This is a genomic window from Chryseobacterium defluvii, assembly GCF_003634775.1.
Lineage (GTDB): Bacteria > Bacteroidota > Bacteroidia > Flavobacteriales > Weeksellaceae > Chryseobacterium > Chryseobacterium defluvii.
Window position 1 is genome coordinate 466,676 of the sequence record NZ_RBXB01000001.1, and the last position, 16,909, is coordinate 483,584.

Sequence of the window (16,909 nt, forward strand, 5' to 3'; positions counted from 1 at the left end):
TTAATAAATATACATTGTGTGTTTAAAATATTTGTGAAATTGTTTTGTTTTATCAAAATAAAATATACTTTTGTTAAAAAACGCGCACACATGACTAAAAAATTATTTTCTGTCTTTTTATTGGCAGGCTCTTTCGCTTTTGCCCAGGTTGGAGTAAATACTCAAACTCCGCAAGCCACCTTAGATGTAGTAGGTAACCCTACGGATACTGCAAAATATGATGGGATTATTGCTCCAAGGATTACGGGAGATCAATTAAAATTAAAAACATATTCTTCATCTCAGACAGGAGCTCTTGTTTATGTAACATCCGCGGACTCTGGCCCAAGTGGACAAACATTAGAGGTGACTTCGCCGGGATATTATTATTTTGATGGAACGCTATGGAAGTTAGCAACGGGAAATGATTGGCATACTACAGGAAATACAGGGACAGTGCCGGGAACAAATTTTATTGGGACTTCAGATGATAAAGCTTTGATGTTTAAAGTAAATAATACAATAGGTGGTTTTATTGATAATGTAGATCCTACGGCTTCCTCCACAAATGGTGGAAATACAGCGTTAGGAAAAAATGCTCTGGCTTCGAGTTATAATGTATCGAAAGAAAATACAGCAATAGGAAATGCTGCACTTTTTAGTTTGGATAATACAACAACGAACTACTGGAATACAGCAGTTGGAGCTGGAGCAATGAAAAATTCTATTGCTACGCGGTGGAATACCGCTATTGGGGCCAATGCATTGGCAAACCTAAATACAGGAAACAGAAATATTGCAGTAGGGATAAGCTCATTGTCTGCTGTGGGAATGACAGGAAGTTTTAATGTAGCAATCGGTTCCAATGCTTCTGATAAGATTACCTCGGGAAACCAAAATATTGCGGTGGGTCTTACTCCTTTAAATAGTTTAACCTCAGGGAGTGGAAATATCGGATTGGGTTATTTTTCGGGATTGGGGCTTACCACAGGAAATAATAATATTGCCATAGGCCAACAGACTCAGGTATTTAATGTTACTGGAGATGGTCAAATAAATATTGGAAATGTATTGTTCGGTTCCGGGGCTTCATCGAATTCAGCAGTAGACCCGTCAAAAAAAATAGGGGTCAATTTAAGTGCTGCTCCCCATTCGACATTACAAGTAGGAGGTTCCTTATCAATGGCTTATGCAACCCCTAATTCCGGTAATGTGTTGCTAGATGAAACGTATTATACTGTAAGAGTTTTTAATGGAAATACTGGAATAACTTTACCGGATGCAAGCACATGTAAAGGGAGAATCTATATTTTAATTGGAAGTAATGGGATTAGTACTAAAAATATTTCTGTATCAGGGGGTTCCGGAATCTATGATGATGTTACCAACACGAGCATAACTTCTATTTCGTCAAATCAAAGAATTCAGATACAGAGTGATGGAACAGGCTGGATTGTTATAGGAAGATAGTATAAAGTTTATATTGAAATATGATAAATATCTGCTATTTTAATGGCAGATATTATTATAAATAAAATCTTATGCACACTGTTTTACCTTTTTTATTAGCCATGATAGTAGTAATTGTACTGCTGGAAATGTTGGCTGCAAAATTGAAAATAGCATATCCGATATTATTGGTAATAGCGGGTTTGCTCATAAGCTTTATCCCCGGATTACCGGTTGTAAAGATTGATCCGGACCTTATCTTTTTTATATTTCTGCCTCCACTGCTCTTTGAAGCAGCATGGTCTATTTCGTTTAAAGAAATGAAAAAGTGGTGGCGGATTATCGGAAGCTTTGCATTTCTCGTCGTGTTCTTTACGGCTCTTTCCGTTGCATTGATTACCAATTATTATATTCCCGGATTTTCAATTGGATTGGGCTTTTTATTAGGGGGGATTGTATCTCCACCGGATGCGGTGAGCACAGGAGCTATCACAAAATTTGTAAAGATTCCCCGGTCTACCTCTACCATTTTAGAAGGAGAAAGTCTGTTGAATGATGCTTCTTCTCTGATTATATTCAGATTTGCTTTGGTAGCGGTGGGAACAGGACAGTTTATATGGCAGGAAGCGGCTTCAAGCTTTTTGTGGATGGTACTTGGCGGCGCAGGAATAGGTCTGATATTGGGATGGTTTTTTGTACAGGTGCATAAACGATTGCCTACAGATGCTCCTACAGACATAGTTCTTACGCTTGTTGAACCCTATTTTATGTACTGGATAGCGGAAAAAATGCATAGCTCGGGGGTGTTGGCGGTGGTAGCCGGAGGTTTATTCCTGTCAACCAGAAGATTGCTTTTTTTAAACAGTGCAAGCCGGGTTCGGGGATATAGTGTCTGGGAAAGCTTTGTATTTATTTTAAATGGGATTGTATTTTTTATCATTGGATTACAACTTCCGGAGATTGTAAAAGGGATACGTTCGGAAGGCATTTCATTGAATACAGCAATTGGTTATGGAGTATTGGTTACAGGTGTTTTGATAGGGGCAAGAATCATCAGCTCCTATGCAGCCATGATCGCTACTTTGATTTTTCGGCCCAGTGTGGCTCCTCATGCACGTTCACAAAGGTTAAGGTTTTTTATGCCTTTACTTCTGGGCTGGACCGGGATGAGAGGGGTTGTTTCATTGGCTGCAGCATTGGCTATTCCTGTTACTTTAGATAATGGTGAAGCCTTTCCTCATCGCAATCTTATCCTGTTTATCACTTTTGTGGTTATTTTGCTTACACTGGTTGTACAGGGGCTTACTTTGCCTGCCATCATTTCGCGGACCCAGTTGTTTGGATTATATCCGGAGGAATCAGAGGAAGAAGCAAAGCAGAAGATTGTTGAGGGCTTATATAAACATACATATAGATTTTTAAAAAATAAATATGATAATGAACTGCATGATCATGCCGGTTTACAAAAAATGCTGAAGCATGTGGAAGAAAAAATGGAGGCCTCCGATGATAACTGGATGAATGAAAAAACAAAAGCGATCTTTATAGAAATGCTGGAAAGCCAGCGTGAATATCTTTCGAAAGTCAATAAAGACCCCTCTATTGATGAGGAAATTATTCGTCAGCAATTATTCCGGATTGATCTCGAAGAAGAACGGATAAAAATGATTTGATATGGTGAAGGCAAAATATGTCTTTTTATTACTAAATAATAAAGCCTTATCTTTGCAAAAAATTGGGCTCCAAAAGTTGGAGAAACCCATTAATAATTAACTTATTAAACATTTTTATGTCGAATATTGTCGCAATCGTTGGGCGTCCCAACGTAGGAAAATCCACACTTTTTAACCGTTTACTTGAAAGAAGAGAAGCTATTGTAGATTCTACAGCAGGTGTTACGAGGGACCGTCATTACGGGAAATCTGACTGGAACGGAGTAGAGTTTACTGTAATTGATACCGGAGGATATGATGTAGGAACAGATGATATCTTTGAAGAAGAAATCAGAAAGCAGGTGCAATTAGCTGTGGATGAGGCTACTTCCATCATCTTTATGATGAATGTGGAAGAAGGACTTACCGATACGGATCAGGAGATCTACCAATTATTAAGAAGATCAAACAAACCTATATATATTGTTGTCAATAAGGTAGATTCTGCAAAAGAAGAACTTCCTGCAACAGAATTTTATCAATTAGGAATTGAAAAATATTATACTCTTTCTTCTGCTACAGGTTCCGGAACGGGAGATTTATTGGATGATATCGTTAAAGAATTTCCTACAACAGATTACAAAGACCCATTCGAAGGACTTCCTAAAATTACCATTGCGGGACGTCCGAATGTAGGGAAATCTACCTTGACCAATGCCCTTTTGGATAACGAAAGAAATATTGTAACAGATATTGCAGGAACAACAAGAGATAGTATTCAGAGTCTTTATAATAAATTCGGACACGAATTTGTTCTGGTGGATACTGCCGGAATGCGTAAAAAATCCAAAGTCAATGAAGATCTGGAATTCTATTCCGTAATGCGTTCTGTGCGTGCAATCGAAAATTCTGATGTGGTGATTATTATGGTAGATGCCACCCAGGGTTGGGAAGCTCAGGATATGAGTATTTTCGGAATTGCCCAGAAGAACAGAAAAGGAATTGTGATCCTGGTCAATAAGTGGGATCTTATTGAAGACAAGAAAACCAATACCATGCGTGATTTCGAAAAAGCGATTAAAGATAAGATAGGACAATTCAATGATATTCCAATCCTCTTTGTATCAGCTTTAACGAAACAGAGAATCTTAAAAGCTGTTGATACGGCCATGGAGGTTTACGAAGCCCGTAAGAAGAAGATCAAAACTTCAAAATTAAATGAAGTGATGCTTCCTGTTTTCGAGGGGACTCCACCGCCGGCAAACAAAGGAAAATATATTAAGATCAAATATTGTGTTCAGCTTCCTACACCATCGCCACAGTTTGTATTCTTCTGTAACCTGCCACAGTATGTGAAAGAGCCGTATAAAAGATTTACTGAAAATCAATTGAGAAAAGAATTCGGATTTACCGGAGTTCCGATCGAGGTATATTTCAGACAAAAATAAGCTGATTTGTAGATGAGATAATGTGTTGATTTGCTAATACCATATAGAAATGGAAGTCAAGAATGTAATAGCAAATCAATTATTAAAGTCTGGAACATCAATTGGCGCTAATATATTTGAAGCACAAAGTTCAGAAAGCAGAGCGGATTTTATTCATAAAATGAAAATTGCAGATAAAGAAGCAAAAGAAACTGAATATTGGTTGCTCCTATGTGAGAATTCAGAACATTATAATTTTGATTCTAGTTTGAAACTTCAATTTGATCAGTATTCAAAATAATTGCAATTGCAAAAAAATATTAAAAAAACAATAAATCAACATATCGTCAAATCTTCATATTGTCAAATTTTATGATAACAATACTGTCAAATCAATTTTCTCTAGTTAATTCATGGATTAATGAGCTTCGAAATGTTGAAGTCCAGAACGACAGGATGAGATTCCGCAGAAACATGGAACGTATCGGAGAAATTGCTGCTTTCGAGATAAGTAAAGGATTGGAACAGAAAGAAATTCAGATTCAGACTCCTTTAGATACGATTAGAGTTAAAGAGATTGCGGTTCAACCGGTGATTACCACTATTTTAAGAGCCGGAGTTCCTTTGTTTCAGGGGATTTTAAACTATTTCGACAGAGCGGATTGTGGCTTTGTTGCCGCTTACAGAAAACATGATGCCAATGATTATTTTTCCATCAAACAGGACTATTTAACCTGTCCAAGCATCGAAGGAAGGCCTTTAATCGTTGCAGACCCCATGTTGGCAACCGGAGCATCATTAATTGAAGCCATTAAAGATCTGCTGACCAACGGAAAACCCACACAACTTCATATTGTTGCGGCCATTGCTTCAAAACAAGGGGTTGAAACTATTGAAAAAGCTTATCCCGAAGCCAAAATATGGGTGGGAGCCATGGATGAACAATTAACTTCCAAAGGGTACATCACTCCCGGTTTAGGCGATGCCGGAGATTTAAGTTACGGAGAAAAACTTCAGAGATAAATTTAAGAAAGATTCCAGAAATCTTTCATTAGATTCATCAATAACGTAGGCCGTACTTTATCCATAGGATGCTTTGTATCCGGAAGTACGGCTAATTTTGCGTTAGGAAGACTTCTGTAAACCTCAATGCTTTCCTCAAGACTTACCATATTATCCCTATCACCAATCATGATCTGAACCGGAATATTGATTTCTGCCAAATTTCTTTGGTTCAAAGCTGGATTTTTACCCAGGGAAATCATCATATTGGCGATGGCGGGAAGAAGTTGTTCCCATTTTGAGCCATGTTGAGCTTCCAGCTGTTCGGCGTATTTGGGAATCTTTTCCACAATAACATTGGGATGAAGCATTTTGCTTTCCTTTATTGCCTGTTCCTCTGTCCAGTTAAACTTGGTTCCCAATGTCATAATAGAATTGATTCTTTCAGGATTCTGCAGAGCGTAGCAAAGAGCCACATAACCTCCCATGCTATGTCCGAAAATATAAGTATTCGTTAGATTTTCCTTTTCGCAATATTCACCTAACTCTTGAGTATATTTTTCAATCGTAATACCATCATCAGAAAGATCAATATGCCCATGTCCGGAAAATAAAGGAGTATGAATTTTAAAATATCGGGACAATTCTTCCGTATAAAGGGTGAAAATATCACTGTGTCCTAAAGCTCCATGCAGCAAAAGCAGATTTTTCATAAATATTAGTTTTTGCCCGAAATTATAAAAAACATTTGAGAATCAGAAATGAGGTTATAACCGAAAAGGTTGCTTATACAATCGTAACTCATAATTTATAACTCATAACCTATAACTCATAACTCATAACTCATAGCCTATTGCTTATCAATTATTATTGCCGTACTCACTCATCCATCGCCATTACCAAAATGCTCACCTTATTGTTCCCGGATTTTAAAACTTCCCAGGCAATCATGGAAAGCGTATTTCCCGTAGTGAAAACATCATCGATCAATAATACATGCTGATTGTTAATAGATTCCGTTATTGAGAATATATTCTGATTTTCCAACCGGTGCTTCTTGTCTTTCAAAGCCTGTGCTTTCGAATAATGATTCCTTTTGATGAGGCCGTGTTTAAAAGGAATGCTATACAATTCAGATAAAGTTTCTGTATATACATGCAGCTGGTTGTAGCCTCTTTTCCTTTGCTTTTTAGGATGGAGCGGAACGGAAACAAGCATATCCGGTTTTCTGTCTTCAAATATTACACGCTCATTCGTCCATTCAGCGAGTGTTTTCCCGATTTTCTCCCTGCTCTGATATTTTAAATGATGAATGATTTTTCTGCTGATACTTTCCTTTTCAAACCGCAGTAAAGCATAAGCATTTTCTACCGGAAATAAAAGCTTGCATCTTTCTTTAAGTATATTTTCATCAGAATAATCAAAATGGGAAAAACGGATCTGGCCAAAACATACATTACAAACAAGCAGATCGCCGTCAATGATCCTGCTGCAACTGATACAGCGGTTTGGGAAAAATACATCTAAAATCATTTGTGTGTTTTATAATGCTAATATAGCTTTTTAGCAGTAAAAAGTACCCCACTGACTTCTATCTTCTGGTATCAATTTCCTTCCTGATTCTGTCAATAGAGTTTTTCATATTCAAATTAAAATGCTCTTTTTCCAGTCTGATCGGAGGTGCCTGTCTCACTTCACAGTCTGCAATACTGCATGTTTCACAGGTTACTCCCACATTAATGGTTTTTAATGTTGGAGATTTGATGAAATTGATCTTTTTAATCGTTTGGGAATTCAATAAAATTCCCAGGCAGTAACTTCTGTTGCTTCCGTCGGAAAACGGGTTCTTCTGTGAGGTTGAAATCACCAGATAACTTACCCCCTGATCTTTATAATGCGAAATCTGGGCATCAGTCAAAGTTTCGTTTTCCTTTAAATGATGCAGGTTTTTAACAGCGATCCACCTTCTGCAGTAATGCTCATTGGTGGCATTGGCGTGTGGAGCCTGTTGATGGTTAAGGTGCAGCTCCTTTAAGATTTGTATTTTATCAGAGTTCTTCTTTTTTACCAGACATAAATAAAACAGGTCTTTGATCCCTAATTCCGATGATAGAACATTAGTTAAACGATAATAAAAAGTTTCCGGCGAATTGGTAAAGCTTTCGATGAGGTTTTCAAAACTTTCAGGCTCCCAGTTATTTTGTAAAAAGAATTCCGAAGCCTTTTCCATGATCTCATCTTTGGAAATCAATAGAGCGCCTGCAAAATAAGAGGCATAAAAATTATTCAGAATTTCTTCAAAACTTCCGAAATCCAGCCATGAATATGTGTGAGGACGATTTTTTAATTCCAATACATTGAATCCTATCTCTTTTGCTAAGATGAAAGTCTTCTGGTCTTTTTCAAGCTTTTTATTGAGAAGTAACAGTTTTTTCTCCGGTATAAACAAAGAACGGAGATGGTCCAGCGTTCCATACTTTTCAAAATCCTCAGATTGAATGGTATAATTAAATTTTTCAGCGAGAATATCCCCTAAAACCTCTGCTTTTAAATCCTTATTGATTTCCAGCTGATTTTCCTGGGCAAACAGAACCACCTTTTCTTCAATTTCAGGGAAATAATTGTCATATAATTCCTGAAAAGATCGTAATACCGCAAAATAAAACCGCTCTTTTCCCAAATTATAATTCTGTGAAATTTCTATTAATGCATTAATAAATGCAGTCACTTTTTTAGGGGCATCACTGATGATACTAATGAGATTATTTTTATTAATCCCGAAAAGTTCCAAAGGAATTTCCTTAAAAAAATCCGATTGGAGAATCTCATTGAAAGGAGCAAGGCTTTTATCAAGTTTAGTGGAAACAAGATCATCAAAAGTGCAGCTTAACGCTTCGGAAAGCTGAATGATTTTGTCATGTTTCGGGTATTTTTTACCATTCTCGATCTCATTGAGATAAGATTTTGATAAGCCTGTCTTTACAGCAAGATCCTGCAAAGACCAGTTTTTTTTCTGTCTCTGCTGTTTCAGCTTCAGTCCGAAAACCGTTTTGATAAAGTCACTTTCCGAATTCATACCCAAATATAAATAAATGATTGCGATTATTCGCATAATAATTTTTAAAAATATTTAGCGAACGTTCGCTATTTGTGAAAATTTTTATTTATGTTTGTAATGTCGAATCACAAAATCAGTATGTTATGGAAACAAAAACTCAATTAAAAATAAAGGCACAAAACCCATTTGAAGAAGTTTTTACCCCTGAATTGGTCGATTTTCTGGTAGAGCTTCATCAACAATATAATGACAAAAGAATAACGCTTTTAGAAAATAGAAAACATATTCAGCAGAAATTCGATCAAGGGAATCTTCCGGCATTTTTAAGTGAAACAGAAAAGATCAGAAATGAAAACTGGGCGTGTAATCCGCTTCCTGAAGATTTGCTCGACAGAAGAGTGGAAATTACCGGACCTGTAGACCGAAAAATGATTATCAATGCCTTAAATTCAGGAGCTCTGACTTTTATGGCAGACTTTGAAGACAGCAACTCGCCAACTTGGGAGAATTGCATGCAGGGACAGCTTAATCTTTCTGATGCCATCAACAGAAGTATTGATTTTAAAAATGAAAATGGAAAAATCTATAAGCTTAATGAAAAAACAGCCGTTCTTTTGGTGCGTCCAAGAGGTCTGCATCTGCAGGAAAAGCATATAGAAATTAATGGCGTAGAAGCTTCCGGCTCTTTAATTGATTTTGGAATTTACTTTTTCAGAAATGCCAAGCAGCTTCTGGAAAACGGAAGTGGCCCCTATTTCTATCTTCCGAAACTGGAACATTACCTGGAAGCCCGTTGGTGGAATGAAGTATTTGTTTTTGCTCAAAATTATCTGGGAATCCCACAGGGAACCATTAAGGCTACGGTTTTAATCGAAACCATTACAGCTTCATTTCAGATCGATGAGATTTTATTTGAATTAAAGGAACACAGTGCAGGTCTGAATTGTGGCCGATGGGATTACATTTTTTCCTACATCAAAAAATTCAGGAACCTTCCGGAGTTTATCGTTCCGGACCGAGATCAGGTAACCATGGCTTCACCTTTTATGAGCGCTTATTCTAAAAGAGTGATCGAAATCTGCCATAAAAGAAATGTACATGCCATCGGCGGAATGGCAGCACAGATTCCAATAAAAAATGATTATGAAGCCAATAGCATTGCTTTTGGAAAAGTAAGAAGCGATAAAGAAAGAGAGGTAAAAAACGGTCATGATGGAACGTGGGTGGCTCATCCTGCCTTGGTTTCCGTGGCAAAAGATATTTTTGATCAATACATGCCTTCAAAGAATCAGATTGACAAGAAGTTTGATTATCGGATTTTGGAAAGTGACCTGCTGGAAATTCCAAAAGGTGAGATTACCGAAAAAGGAGTCAGAAAAAATATCAATGTCGGAATCCTTTATCTTGAAAGCTGGTTAAGCGGAGTGGGAGCTGCAGCCATTTATAACTTAATGGAAGATGCGGCAACTGCAGAAATTTCAAGAACCCAAATCTGGCAATGGCTGAAAAATGAAGCCGTTTTAGGTGATGACCGCACTTTAACCAGAGATATGATTCTTCAATGGGAATTTGAAGAACTGGAACGCATAGAAAAATATGTAGGCGAAGAACGTTTCAAAAAAGGGAAATTCAATCTGGCTAAAGAACTTTTCAATGAATTGATTTTCTCCGAAAACTTTGAAGAATTTTTAACCTTAAAAGCATACCCTTTTATTTAAGTTCACAAGGTAGGAGAGTTTGAGATTGAAATTGTAAAATATTCAACTCACAGCTCGAATCCTGCCTGAAAATCATTAATAAGATTAACCCCTAACTCCAAATATTATGAAAACAAGACAAGAACAAATCCAGGCTATAGAACACGATTGGCTGACAAATCCTCGCTGGAACGGGGTGAAAAGGCCTTATACCGCAGAAGATGTTTTGAAGCTTCGCGGTTCTTATACCATTGATTATACTATTGCCACCGAAATGTCAAAAAAATTCTGGGATAAATTGAACTCTCAGGATTATGTGGCTGGATTGGGCGCTTTAACAGGAAACCAGGCTGTGCAGGAAGTGGATGCGGGTCTGGAAGCGATTTATCTTTCCGGATGGCAGGTGGCGGCTGATGCTAATTTATCAGGGGAAATGTATCCCGATCAGTCATTATATCCAGCCAATTCAGTTCCATCTGTGGTGAAGAAAATCAATAATGCATTGTTGAGAGCAGACCAGATTCAATCTGTGAACGGAGGCGGAGATAAAGAATATTTGGTTCCGATCATTGCAGATGCAGAAGCGGGATTCGGAGGAAATCTTAATGCCTTTGAGCTGATGAAACAAATGATTGAAGCCGGAGCTGCAGCAGTCCATTTTGAAGATCAGCTGTCTTCTGCTAAAAAATGTGGGCATTTAGGCGGAAAAGTTTTAGTTCCTACCCAGGAAGCGATCAATAAATTAATTGCAGCCCGTCTGGCGGCAGATGTTACCGGAGTACCATCCATCATTATTGCGAGAACAGATGCGGATGCAGCCGATCTTCTGACTTCAGATATTGATGACAGAGATAAAAAATTTGTAACCGGAGAACGAACTTCTGAAGGTTTCTATGTAGTGAAAAACGGAGTGGAACAGGGAATCGACCGCGGATTGTCGTATGCTCCATATGCAGACCTGATCTGGATGGAAACTTCCAATCCTGATCTGGAACAGGCTAAAAGATTTGCAGAAGGAATCCATGCGAAATTCCCGGGAAAGATGCTGGCGTACAATTGTTCTCCATCTTTTAACTGGGCGGCGAGATTAAGTGTTGAAGAAATGACAACTTTCCGTGAAGAACTGGCCAAATTAGGGTACAAATTCCAGTTTATCACATTGGCGGGCTTCCATGCTCTGAATACGGCAATGTTTGAATTGGCTTTAGCCTACAAAGAAAAAGGTATGGCGGGTTATTCTGAGCTTCAGGAACGTGAGTTTGCTCTTCAGAAACAAGGATTCAGAGCGGTAAAGCATCAATCATTTGTGGGAACAGGATATTTTGATGAGGTTCAGACCATTGTAACGATTGGAGCTTCAGCCACAGTTGCGATGAAAGATTCTACAGAAACGGCACAGTTTCATTAGATCATTTTATAAATTTTTTACGATTATGGAACCTCCTCAGTTGGGGAGGTTTTTTTATGTCTTATTTTTGAGTAAATATTTGAAGAAGATGAGTAATTTGATTTTTGAAAAACAAATACAGGTAACTGAACACCATATTGACGGGAATAATCACGTTAACAATGTTCAATATGTACAGTGGGTAGAAGAAATTGCCGGGGAACATTGGGATTTTGTGAAACATAAGACTGAATTTTCAGAATTTGCATGGATGCTTCTCGATCATCATATCCAATATAAGAAACAGGTGTATTTAAATGATATCATAACCATCAAAACCTATCCAAAAGCACCTGAAGGAATTAAACAACCCAGAAAAGTTGAGTTTTATTGTCATGATCTGCTGGTTGTGGATTCAAGCACGCTTTGGGTTTTAGTGGATATAAAAACACAAAAAATCAAAAGATTGGAAAGGGATTGGCTGGATAGGTTATAATCAGAAATTATATACTGAATAAAAAGCCCAGATATTAATTGCCGATTAAGGTTTTTTTAGTTAGTCTTGTTTATCTTATCTTTGCACCATGATACGTATTACAAAAATTTTTACATTCGAAACGGCGCATGTGCTGTACAATTATGACGGAAAATGTAAAAATATGCATGGGCATTCCTACAAACTGTTTGTAACGGTAAAAGGAAAGCCTGTCAATGATTTGAATAATCCTAAAAATGGGATGGTAGTAGATTTTGGCGATATCAAGACGATCGTAAAATCTGAAATTGTGGATGTATGGGATCATGCAGTGCTTATCAATGCACTTTCTCCACACAAAGAACTGGGAGAGGACCTTGAGCAGAAAGGCCATAAAGTAATTTACTGTACCTTCCAGCCTACCTGCGAGAATATGTTATATGCTATTGCTGCCAAAATAAAATCCAGACTTCCGGAAGGCGTTTCTCTGGCTTATCTTAAGCTTCATGAAACGGAGAATTCTTATGGAGAATGGTTTGCAGAAGATAATAGATAATTGTAGAAAACGAAAATTCAGGCAGTGTTAAAAACGATCATCAATCTTGAACCCGGAAAAAAAGTGTATTTCGCTTCAGATCAGCATTTTGGTGCACCCAATCCAAAAGAGAGCAAAGTACGTGAAGAAAAATTCATCCGTTGGATGGATTCCATCAAGGCAGATGCGCAGGTGGTATTTTTGATGGGTGATCTGTTTGATTTCTGGCATGAGTGGAAGTATGTGATTCCTAAAGGATATGTACGTGTTCTGGGGAAAATAGCAGAATTAAAGGATCATGGAATTCATATTTATTTTTTTGTAGGGAACCATGATCTGTGGATGAAAGATTATCTGGAAGAAGAAATCGGATGTACGGTTTTCTACAAGAAGCAATATTTTGAGATGGGCGGGAAGCAGTTCTTGCTGGCTCATGGAGACGGATTGGGTCCCGGTGACAAAGGATATAAAAGAATGAAAAAACTATTCACCAATCCTATTGCGCAATGGGCTTTCAAATGGCTTCATCCCGATATTGCCATGAAAATAGCGTTGTACCTGTCACAGAAAAATAAAATGATTTCCGGGGAAGAAGACAAAGCATTTTTAGGAGAGGATAAAGAATTTCTGATCATTTATTCTAAAGAAAAGCTGAAAACAGAAAAAATTGATTACTTCATTTATGGCCACCGTCACCTTCCTATGGTGCTGGAATTGGAGCAGAATGCTAAGTACATCAATCTTGGAGACTGGATTTCTTATTTTACCTATGGTGTTTTCCAGGAAGATTTTGAATTAAAAACTTTTGAAGCAGACACAAAAAAATTACCCCTGTAAAGAGGTAATCCTAAGGATGAAATAAATCATCCTGTTTTAATCCATATTCCGGGAATAGGACAGCAATAACTTTACCAAATATCCCGCTTTATATTAAAAAAAATATTAAAAAATATATGCTCATCTTAATATAATTAGGATTGGCAGATTGAAAATAATTTAGAACATTGGAAAATATATTCAACATCCATACAGAACAGGATTTTCTGGAGGCTTCATTGAAAACATTTCGTTATCAGTATGAAAACGTTGAAATATACAGAAGCTTTGTAGACTATCTTAAGATTGATCCTGAACAGGTAGATGAACTGACAAAAATTCCGTTTCTGCCCATAGAAATGTTTAAAAATCATCAAATTCTTGACAGAAATGCGACTGCAGGGTTGTATTTTCAGAGTTCGGGAACTACCCAAATGAATTTGTCAAAACACTTTATTGCAGATGAAAATATTTATCAGGAGAGTATTTATAGGAGTTTTGAACAGTTTATCGGAAAACCTGAAGATTTTATCTTTTTAGGATTATTGCCAAGTTATCTCGAGAGGCAGAATTCATCATTAATTTATATGGTGGATTATTTAATGAAGAAGTCTTCACAACCTGAAAACGGATATTTTCTTTACAATCATTCAGATTTATTCGAGCTTTTGAATACTTTAAAGGATAAAAAAGTAATCCTTTTTGGAGTTTCTTTTGCCCTTTTGGATTTCTTAGACTATTGCCATTTCGGGCAAAGTGAGAAATCTCTTCATTCTTCTGAAAATTTAATAGTGATTGAAACCGGAGGAATGAAAGGCAGAAAAGAGGAAATGACGAAAGATGAGCTGTTGAAAATTTTACAGGATGGTTTCAAAACCGATAGAATATATTCGGAGTATTCAATGACTGAGCTTCTTTCACAAGCCTATTCATTAGGGAATAATGAATACCAATGTCCCAACTGGATGAGAATCATGGTAAGAAATGCAGAAGATCCTTTTAGCTATGAGAACATCGGAAGAACCGGAGCGGTAAACATCATTGATCTGGCTAATATTCATTCCTGCTCATTCATTGCAACACAAGATCTGGGGAAAATAGTTTCTCATGATACATTTCAGATTCTGGGAAGAATAGATCATTCGGATATCCGGGGCTGCAGCTTACTGGTGAGTTAAGAGTTATGAATTATGAGTTATAAGTTATAATGATTGGTTAATTTTGCAACTATCAACTATCAACTATCAACTATCAACTATCAACTATCAACTATCAACCATGTTGAAGATCGAAGAACTTGTTCACGCCTATATTCATGCTCACTGCGATTTTGAAAAAGAAATTGTACTGACGAATCATTTCCAGGCTGATTGGGAAGCAGATATCTTAATTATTGATTCTGAAGGTTTCAGTCATGAAATTGAAATCAAGCTTTCAAAGAGTGATTTTAAAAATGATTTTAAAAAATCTTATCTCAATGCGAATACAGGAGAGAAATTTTTAAAACATGATAAAATTTCCTGTGGGGATTATATATGCAACGCATTCAGCTTTTTGTTGCCTATGGGAATGATCGAGCATTCCCTCATCCCTGAACATTGTGGAATTATAGAGTTTTATCACGATGTCGATAACTGGAAAACGGAATTTTATGGGGTGCGTTCCCCTCAAAAAGTACATCAGGACCCTTACTGGAATCTGGTTGATAAAGATCTTTTCATCAGGAAAATGGCATTGAACTTAATCCAGCGTAAGATGGAGATCAAAGGAAAGCATGAAGAACTCATATTTAAAAATCCTTTTGATATCAAAAAATTAAAATAAAAGCCTGTCGGATTCGACAGGCTTTCTTATGATTGTTTATTTCATTTTAATCATCAGACTCAACAGCGTCTCTTTGAAGTAAAAATTTGTAGATCAGTCCACCAACGATTCCTCCGAGAATAGGGGCTGCCCAGAATAACCAAAGCTGGGACATTGCCGCACCACCCACAAAAACAGCCTGAGATAATGATCTCGCAGGGTTTACGGAAGTATTGGTAATCGGAATGGAAATCAAATGGATCAACGTTAACGCTAAACCAATAGCAATTCCTGCAAATTTTCCGTTAGCCCATTTATCTGTGGCTCCCAGAATAATGATCAGGAAAAATGCCGTTAATAGGAATTCAGCCAGGAAAGCTGCTCCCATAGAATAGCTCCTGTTGTTATAACCGGGCATATCGTAGAAGTTCGTGGCAAAAGCACCTGCTCCTTCTGCAGAATAAGCACCTGCGCCGTTAAGGATGAAGTAAAGAGCACCTGCCGCTGCAATAGCTCCGATACACTGGGCTACAATGTATGGAATAAGGTCTTTTGCAGAAAATCTTCCTCCCGCCAAAAGCCCGAAAGACACAGCAGGATTGAAATGTCCACCTGAAATATGCCCTACAGCATACGCCATGGTAAGAACGGTAAGACCAAAAGCTAAAGAAACACCGAGAAGTCCGATTCCGATGTCGGGAACACCCGCGGCAAAAACTGCACTGCCGCAACCGCCGAATACTAGCCAGAACGTGCCAAAAAATTCAGCAAATAGTTTTTTAATCATATTGTTTATTTTTAAATGTAACCCAAATTTAAAATTTAAATTTTGAAATAAAAAGTTAAAATGTAAGATATTTCAAATCAGGGTGAACCGTTATTTTGAATTTAATGAATGGATAGAGAGATTTGTGAAAGGAATATTTTTTGATAAGACTTTATAGGTGAATTATATACCATAAATGCTTATTTTTCGTTTATTAATTTAAAAGATTCTTAATGAAAAAGTTGTTGAGTTTGATTTTTACATCTTTTGTTTTTACATTTTATTATTCTCAGGCTGCCTCAAAAAAATTACCATGCTACGATCTTACGGAAGTATTAAAGGTAGAGCCAACTGCCCTTTACAAGCCTCATTTGGATGCTTCCAAGAGTTTTGGGGTCAAGCTGCTGAGAGATTCAAAAACCGTCCAAAAATATATCGGTAATGGAAAGCTTCATAAAGTCAAGAAAACAGCAAAAGGATATCGTGTGCAGAAGCTCGATTACAGCAGGGCTTACCTGGTTTCCAAAGCTAAGATTACCCTGGAAAAAATAGGAAGCCGGTTCAGTAAGGAAACAAAAGGGCATACCTTTACGGTTTCTTCCATTACAAGAACCCTGGAGGATCAGTGCAGGCTGAGAAAGGTGAATTCAAACGCTTCATTGGGAATTAGTTCTCACAACTACGGAAATTCATTCGATATTTCATATGTACGCTTCAACAATGTTTTAAAGTACAACCCTAAAATGGAGGCCGCTTTGGAGAAAGTTTTAAAATATTATGCCAATGCAGGCAGAATTTATTACATCAAAGAAAAGCAGCAAAGCTGTTATCATATTACGGTAAGGAATTATTAACATATATTC

Annotated in this window: 17 protein-coding genes; 13 read left to right on the top strand and 4 right to left on the bottom strand. The window is 37.3% G+C overall.

Features of this window, described 5'->3' with window-relative positions; genetic code table 11:
• The first annotated feature begins 90 nt into the window (after positions 1 to 90).
• The 5 genes from BCF58_RS02205 to upp all read left to right on the top strand — a co-directional run bounded on the left by BCF58_RS02205 (position 91) and on the right by upp (position 5,530).
• Entirely contained in the window at positions 91 to 1,449 is a 1,359-nt protein-coding gene (locus BCF58_RS02205; RefSeq protein WP_121460161.1) for a hypothetical protein, read from the top strand.
• A 71-nt stretch (positions 1,450 to 1,520) separates the two neighbouring features.
• Positions 1,521 to 3,101, top strand: coding sequence for a Na+/H+ antiporter (locus BCF58_RS02210; protein WP_121460162.1), 1,581 nt, complete (start codon positions 1,521 to 1,523; stop codon positions 3,099 to 3,101).
• Positions 3,102 to 3,217: 116 nt separating this feature from the next.
• Entirely contained in the window at positions 3,218 to 4,528 is a 1,311-nt protein-coding gene (gene der / locus BCF58_RS02215; protein WP_121461018.1) for a ribosome biogenesis GTPase Der, read from the top strand.
• A gap of 49 nt (positions 4,529 to 4,577) precedes the next feature.
• Positions 4,578 to 4,808, top strand: a complete 231-nt coding sequence (locus BCF58_RS02220) for a four helix bundle protein (RefSeq protein ID WP_121460163.1) — start codon at positions 4,578 to 4,580, stop codon at positions 4,806 to 4,808.
• Positions 4,809 to 4,879: 71 nt separating this feature from the next.
• The gene (gene upp / locus BCF58_RS02225; RefSeq protein ID WP_121460164.1) at positions 4,880 to 5,530 is read left to right on the top strand and encodes a uracil phosphoribosyltransferase; all 651 of its coding nucleotides are present in this window, start codon (positions 4,880 to 4,882) and stop codon (positions 5,528 to 5,530) included.
• Positions 5,531 to 5,532: 2 nt separating this feature from the next.
• On the opposite strand, the gene BCF58_RS02230 is transcribed toward upp, so the two are convergent.
• The 3 genes from BCF58_RS02230 to BCF58_RS02240 form a co-directional block, all read right to left on the bottom strand.
• Entirely contained in the window at positions 5,533 to 6,222 is a 690-nt protein-coding gene (locus BCF58_RS02230; protein WP_121460165.1) for an alpha/beta fold hydrolase, read from the bottom strand.
• A 166-nt stretch (positions 6,223 to 6,388) separates the two neighbouring features.
• Positions 6,389 to 7,042, bottom strand: coding sequence for a ComF family protein (locus BCF58_RS02235; protein ID WP_121460166.1), 654 nt, complete (start codon positions 7,040 to 7,042; stop codon positions 6,389 to 6,391).
• Between the two features lie 58 nt (positions 7,043 to 7,100).
• Positions 7,101 to 8,585, bottom strand: a complete 1,485-nt coding sequence (locus BCF58_RS02240) for a helix-turn-helix domain-containing protein (protein WP_121460167.1) — start codon at positions 8,583 to 8,585, stop codon at positions 7,101 to 7,103.
• Positions 8,586 to 8,710: 125 nt separating this feature from the next.
• Between BCF58_RS02240 and aceB the strand changes: the two genes are divergently transcribed.
• The 7 genes from aceB to BCF58_RS02275 all read left to right on the top strand — a co-directional run bounded on the left by aceB (position 8,711) and on the right by BCF58_RS02275 (position 15,301).
• Positions 8,711 to 10,285 (top strand): malate synthase A, encoded by a 1,575-nt coding sequence (gene aceB, locus BCF58_RS02245; protein ID WP_121460168.1) that lies wholly within the window; start codon positions 8,711 to 8,713, stop codon positions 10,283 to 10,285.
• Between the two features lie 106 nt (positions 10,286 to 10,391).
• Complete coding sequence (gene aceA, locus BCF58_RS02250; protein WP_121460169.1) at positions 10,392 to 11,672, top strand: isocitrate lyase; 1,281 nt, start codon at positions 10,392 to 10,394, stop codon at positions 11,670 to 11,672.
• Positions 11,673 to 11,760: 88 nt separating this feature from the next.
• Entirely contained in the window at positions 11,761 to 12,147 is a 387-nt protein-coding gene (locus BCF58_RS02255) for an acyl-CoA thioesterase (RefSeq protein ID WP_121461019.1), read from the top strand.
• Between the two features lie 88 nt (positions 12,148 to 12,235).
• On the top strand, positions 12,236 to 12,682 hold the full coding sequence (gene queD, locus BCF58_RS02260; protein ID WP_121460170.1) for a 6-carboxytetrahydropterin synthase QueD: 447 nt from the start codon (positions 12,236 to 12,238) through the stop codon (positions 12,680 to 12,682).
• A 24-nt stretch (positions 12,683 to 12,706) separates the two neighbouring features.
• On the top strand, positions 12,707 to 13,498 hold the full coding sequence (locus tag BCF58_RS02265; RefSeq protein WP_121460171.1) for a UDP-2,3-diacylglucosamine diphosphatase: 792 nt from the start codon (positions 12,707 to 12,709) through the stop codon (positions 13,496 to 13,498).
• 167 nt (positions 13,499 to 13,665) lie between these two features.
• Positions 13,666 to 14,655, top strand: coding sequence for a LuxE/PaaK family acyltransferase (locus tag BCF58_RS02270; RefSeq protein ID WP_121460172.1), 990 nt, complete (start codon positions 13,666 to 13,668; stop codon positions 14,653 to 14,655).
• Between the two features lie 100 nt (positions 14,656 to 14,755).
• Positions 14,756 to 15,301, top strand: a complete 546-nt coding sequence (locus tag BCF58_RS02275; protein ID WP_121460173.1) for a hypothetical protein — start codon at positions 14,756 to 14,758, stop codon at positions 15,299 to 15,301.
• Positions 15,302 to 15,347: 46 nt separating this feature from the next.
• Here BCF58_RS02275 and aqpZ read toward each other — a convergent pair whose 3' ends face one another.
• On the bottom strand, positions 15,348 to 16,064 hold the full coding sequence (gene aqpZ, locus BCF58_RS02280; protein ID WP_121461020.1) for an aquaporin Z: 717 nt from the start codon (positions 16,062 to 16,064) through the stop codon (positions 15,348 to 15,350).
• A gap of 215 nt (positions 16,065 to 16,279) precedes the next feature.
• On the opposite strand from aqpZ, the gene BCF58_RS02285 reads away from it, so the two are divergent.
• Positions 16,280 to 16,900: a DUF5715 family protein gene (locus BCF58_RS02285; protein ID WP_121460174.1), complete on the top strand. Its 621-nt coding sequence runs from the start codon at positions 16,280 to 16,282 to the stop codon at positions 16,898 to 16,900.
• Positions 16,901 to 16,909 lie beyond the last annotated feature (9 nt).

Excerpts from the sequence above, each read along its gene's own strand:
- queD (WP_121460170.1), top strand. The coding sequence starts at position 12,236 with ATGATACGTATTACAAAAATTTTTACATTCGAAACGGCGCATGTGCTG.
- BCF58_RS02255 (WP_121461019.1), top strand. The coding sequence starts at position 11,761 with ATGAGTAATTTGATTTTTGAAAAACAAATACAGGTAACTGAACACCAT.
- BCF58_RS02285 (WP_121460174.1), top strand. The coding sequence starts at position 16,280 with ATGAAAAAGTTGTTGAGTTTGATTTTTACATCTTTTGTTTTTACATTT.
- der (WP_121461018.1), top strand. The coding sequence starts at position 3,218 with ATGTCGAATATTGTCGCAATCGTTGGGCGTCCCAACGTAGGAAAATCC.
- upp (WP_121460164.1), top strand. The coding sequence starts at position 4,880 with ATGATAACAATACTGTCAAATCAATTTTCTCTAGTTAATTCATGGATT.
- BCF58_RS02205 (WP_121460161.1), top strand. The coding sequence starts at position 91 with ATGACTAAAAAATTATTTTCTGTCTTTTTATTGGCAGGCTCTTTCGCT.
- BCF58_RS02235 (WP_121460166.1), bottom strand. The coding sequence starts at position 7,042 with ATGATTTTAGATGTATTTTTCCCAAACCGCTGTATCAGTTGCAGCAGG.
- BCF58_RS02275 (WP_121460173.1), top strand. The coding sequence starts at position 14,756 with ATGTTGAAGATCGAAGAACTTGTTCACGCCTATATTCATGCTCACTGC.
- BCF58_RS02240 (WP_121460167.1), bottom strand. The coding sequence starts at position 8,585 with ATGAATTCGGAAAGTGACTTTATCAAAACGGTTTTCGGACTGAAGCTG.
- aceA (WP_121460169.1), top strand. The coding sequence starts at position 10,392 with ATGAAAACAAGACAAGAACAAATCCAGGCTATAGAACACGATTGGCTG.
- BCF58_RS02230 (WP_121460165.1), bottom strand. The coding sequence starts at position 6,222 with ATGAAAAATCTGCTTTTGCTGCATGGAGCTTTAGGACACAGTGATATT.
- BCF58_RS02210 (WP_121460162.1), top strand. The coding sequence starts at position 1,521 with ATGCACACTGTTTTACCTTTTTTATTAGCCATGATAGTAGTAATTGTA.
- aceB (WP_121460168.1), top strand. The coding sequence starts at position 8,711 with ATGGAAACAAAAACTCAATTAAAAATAAAGGCACAAAACCCATTTGAA.
- BCF58_RS02220 (WP_121460163.1), top strand. The coding sequence starts at position 4,578 with ATGGAAGTCAAGAATGTAATAGCAAATCAATTATTAAAGTCTGGAACA.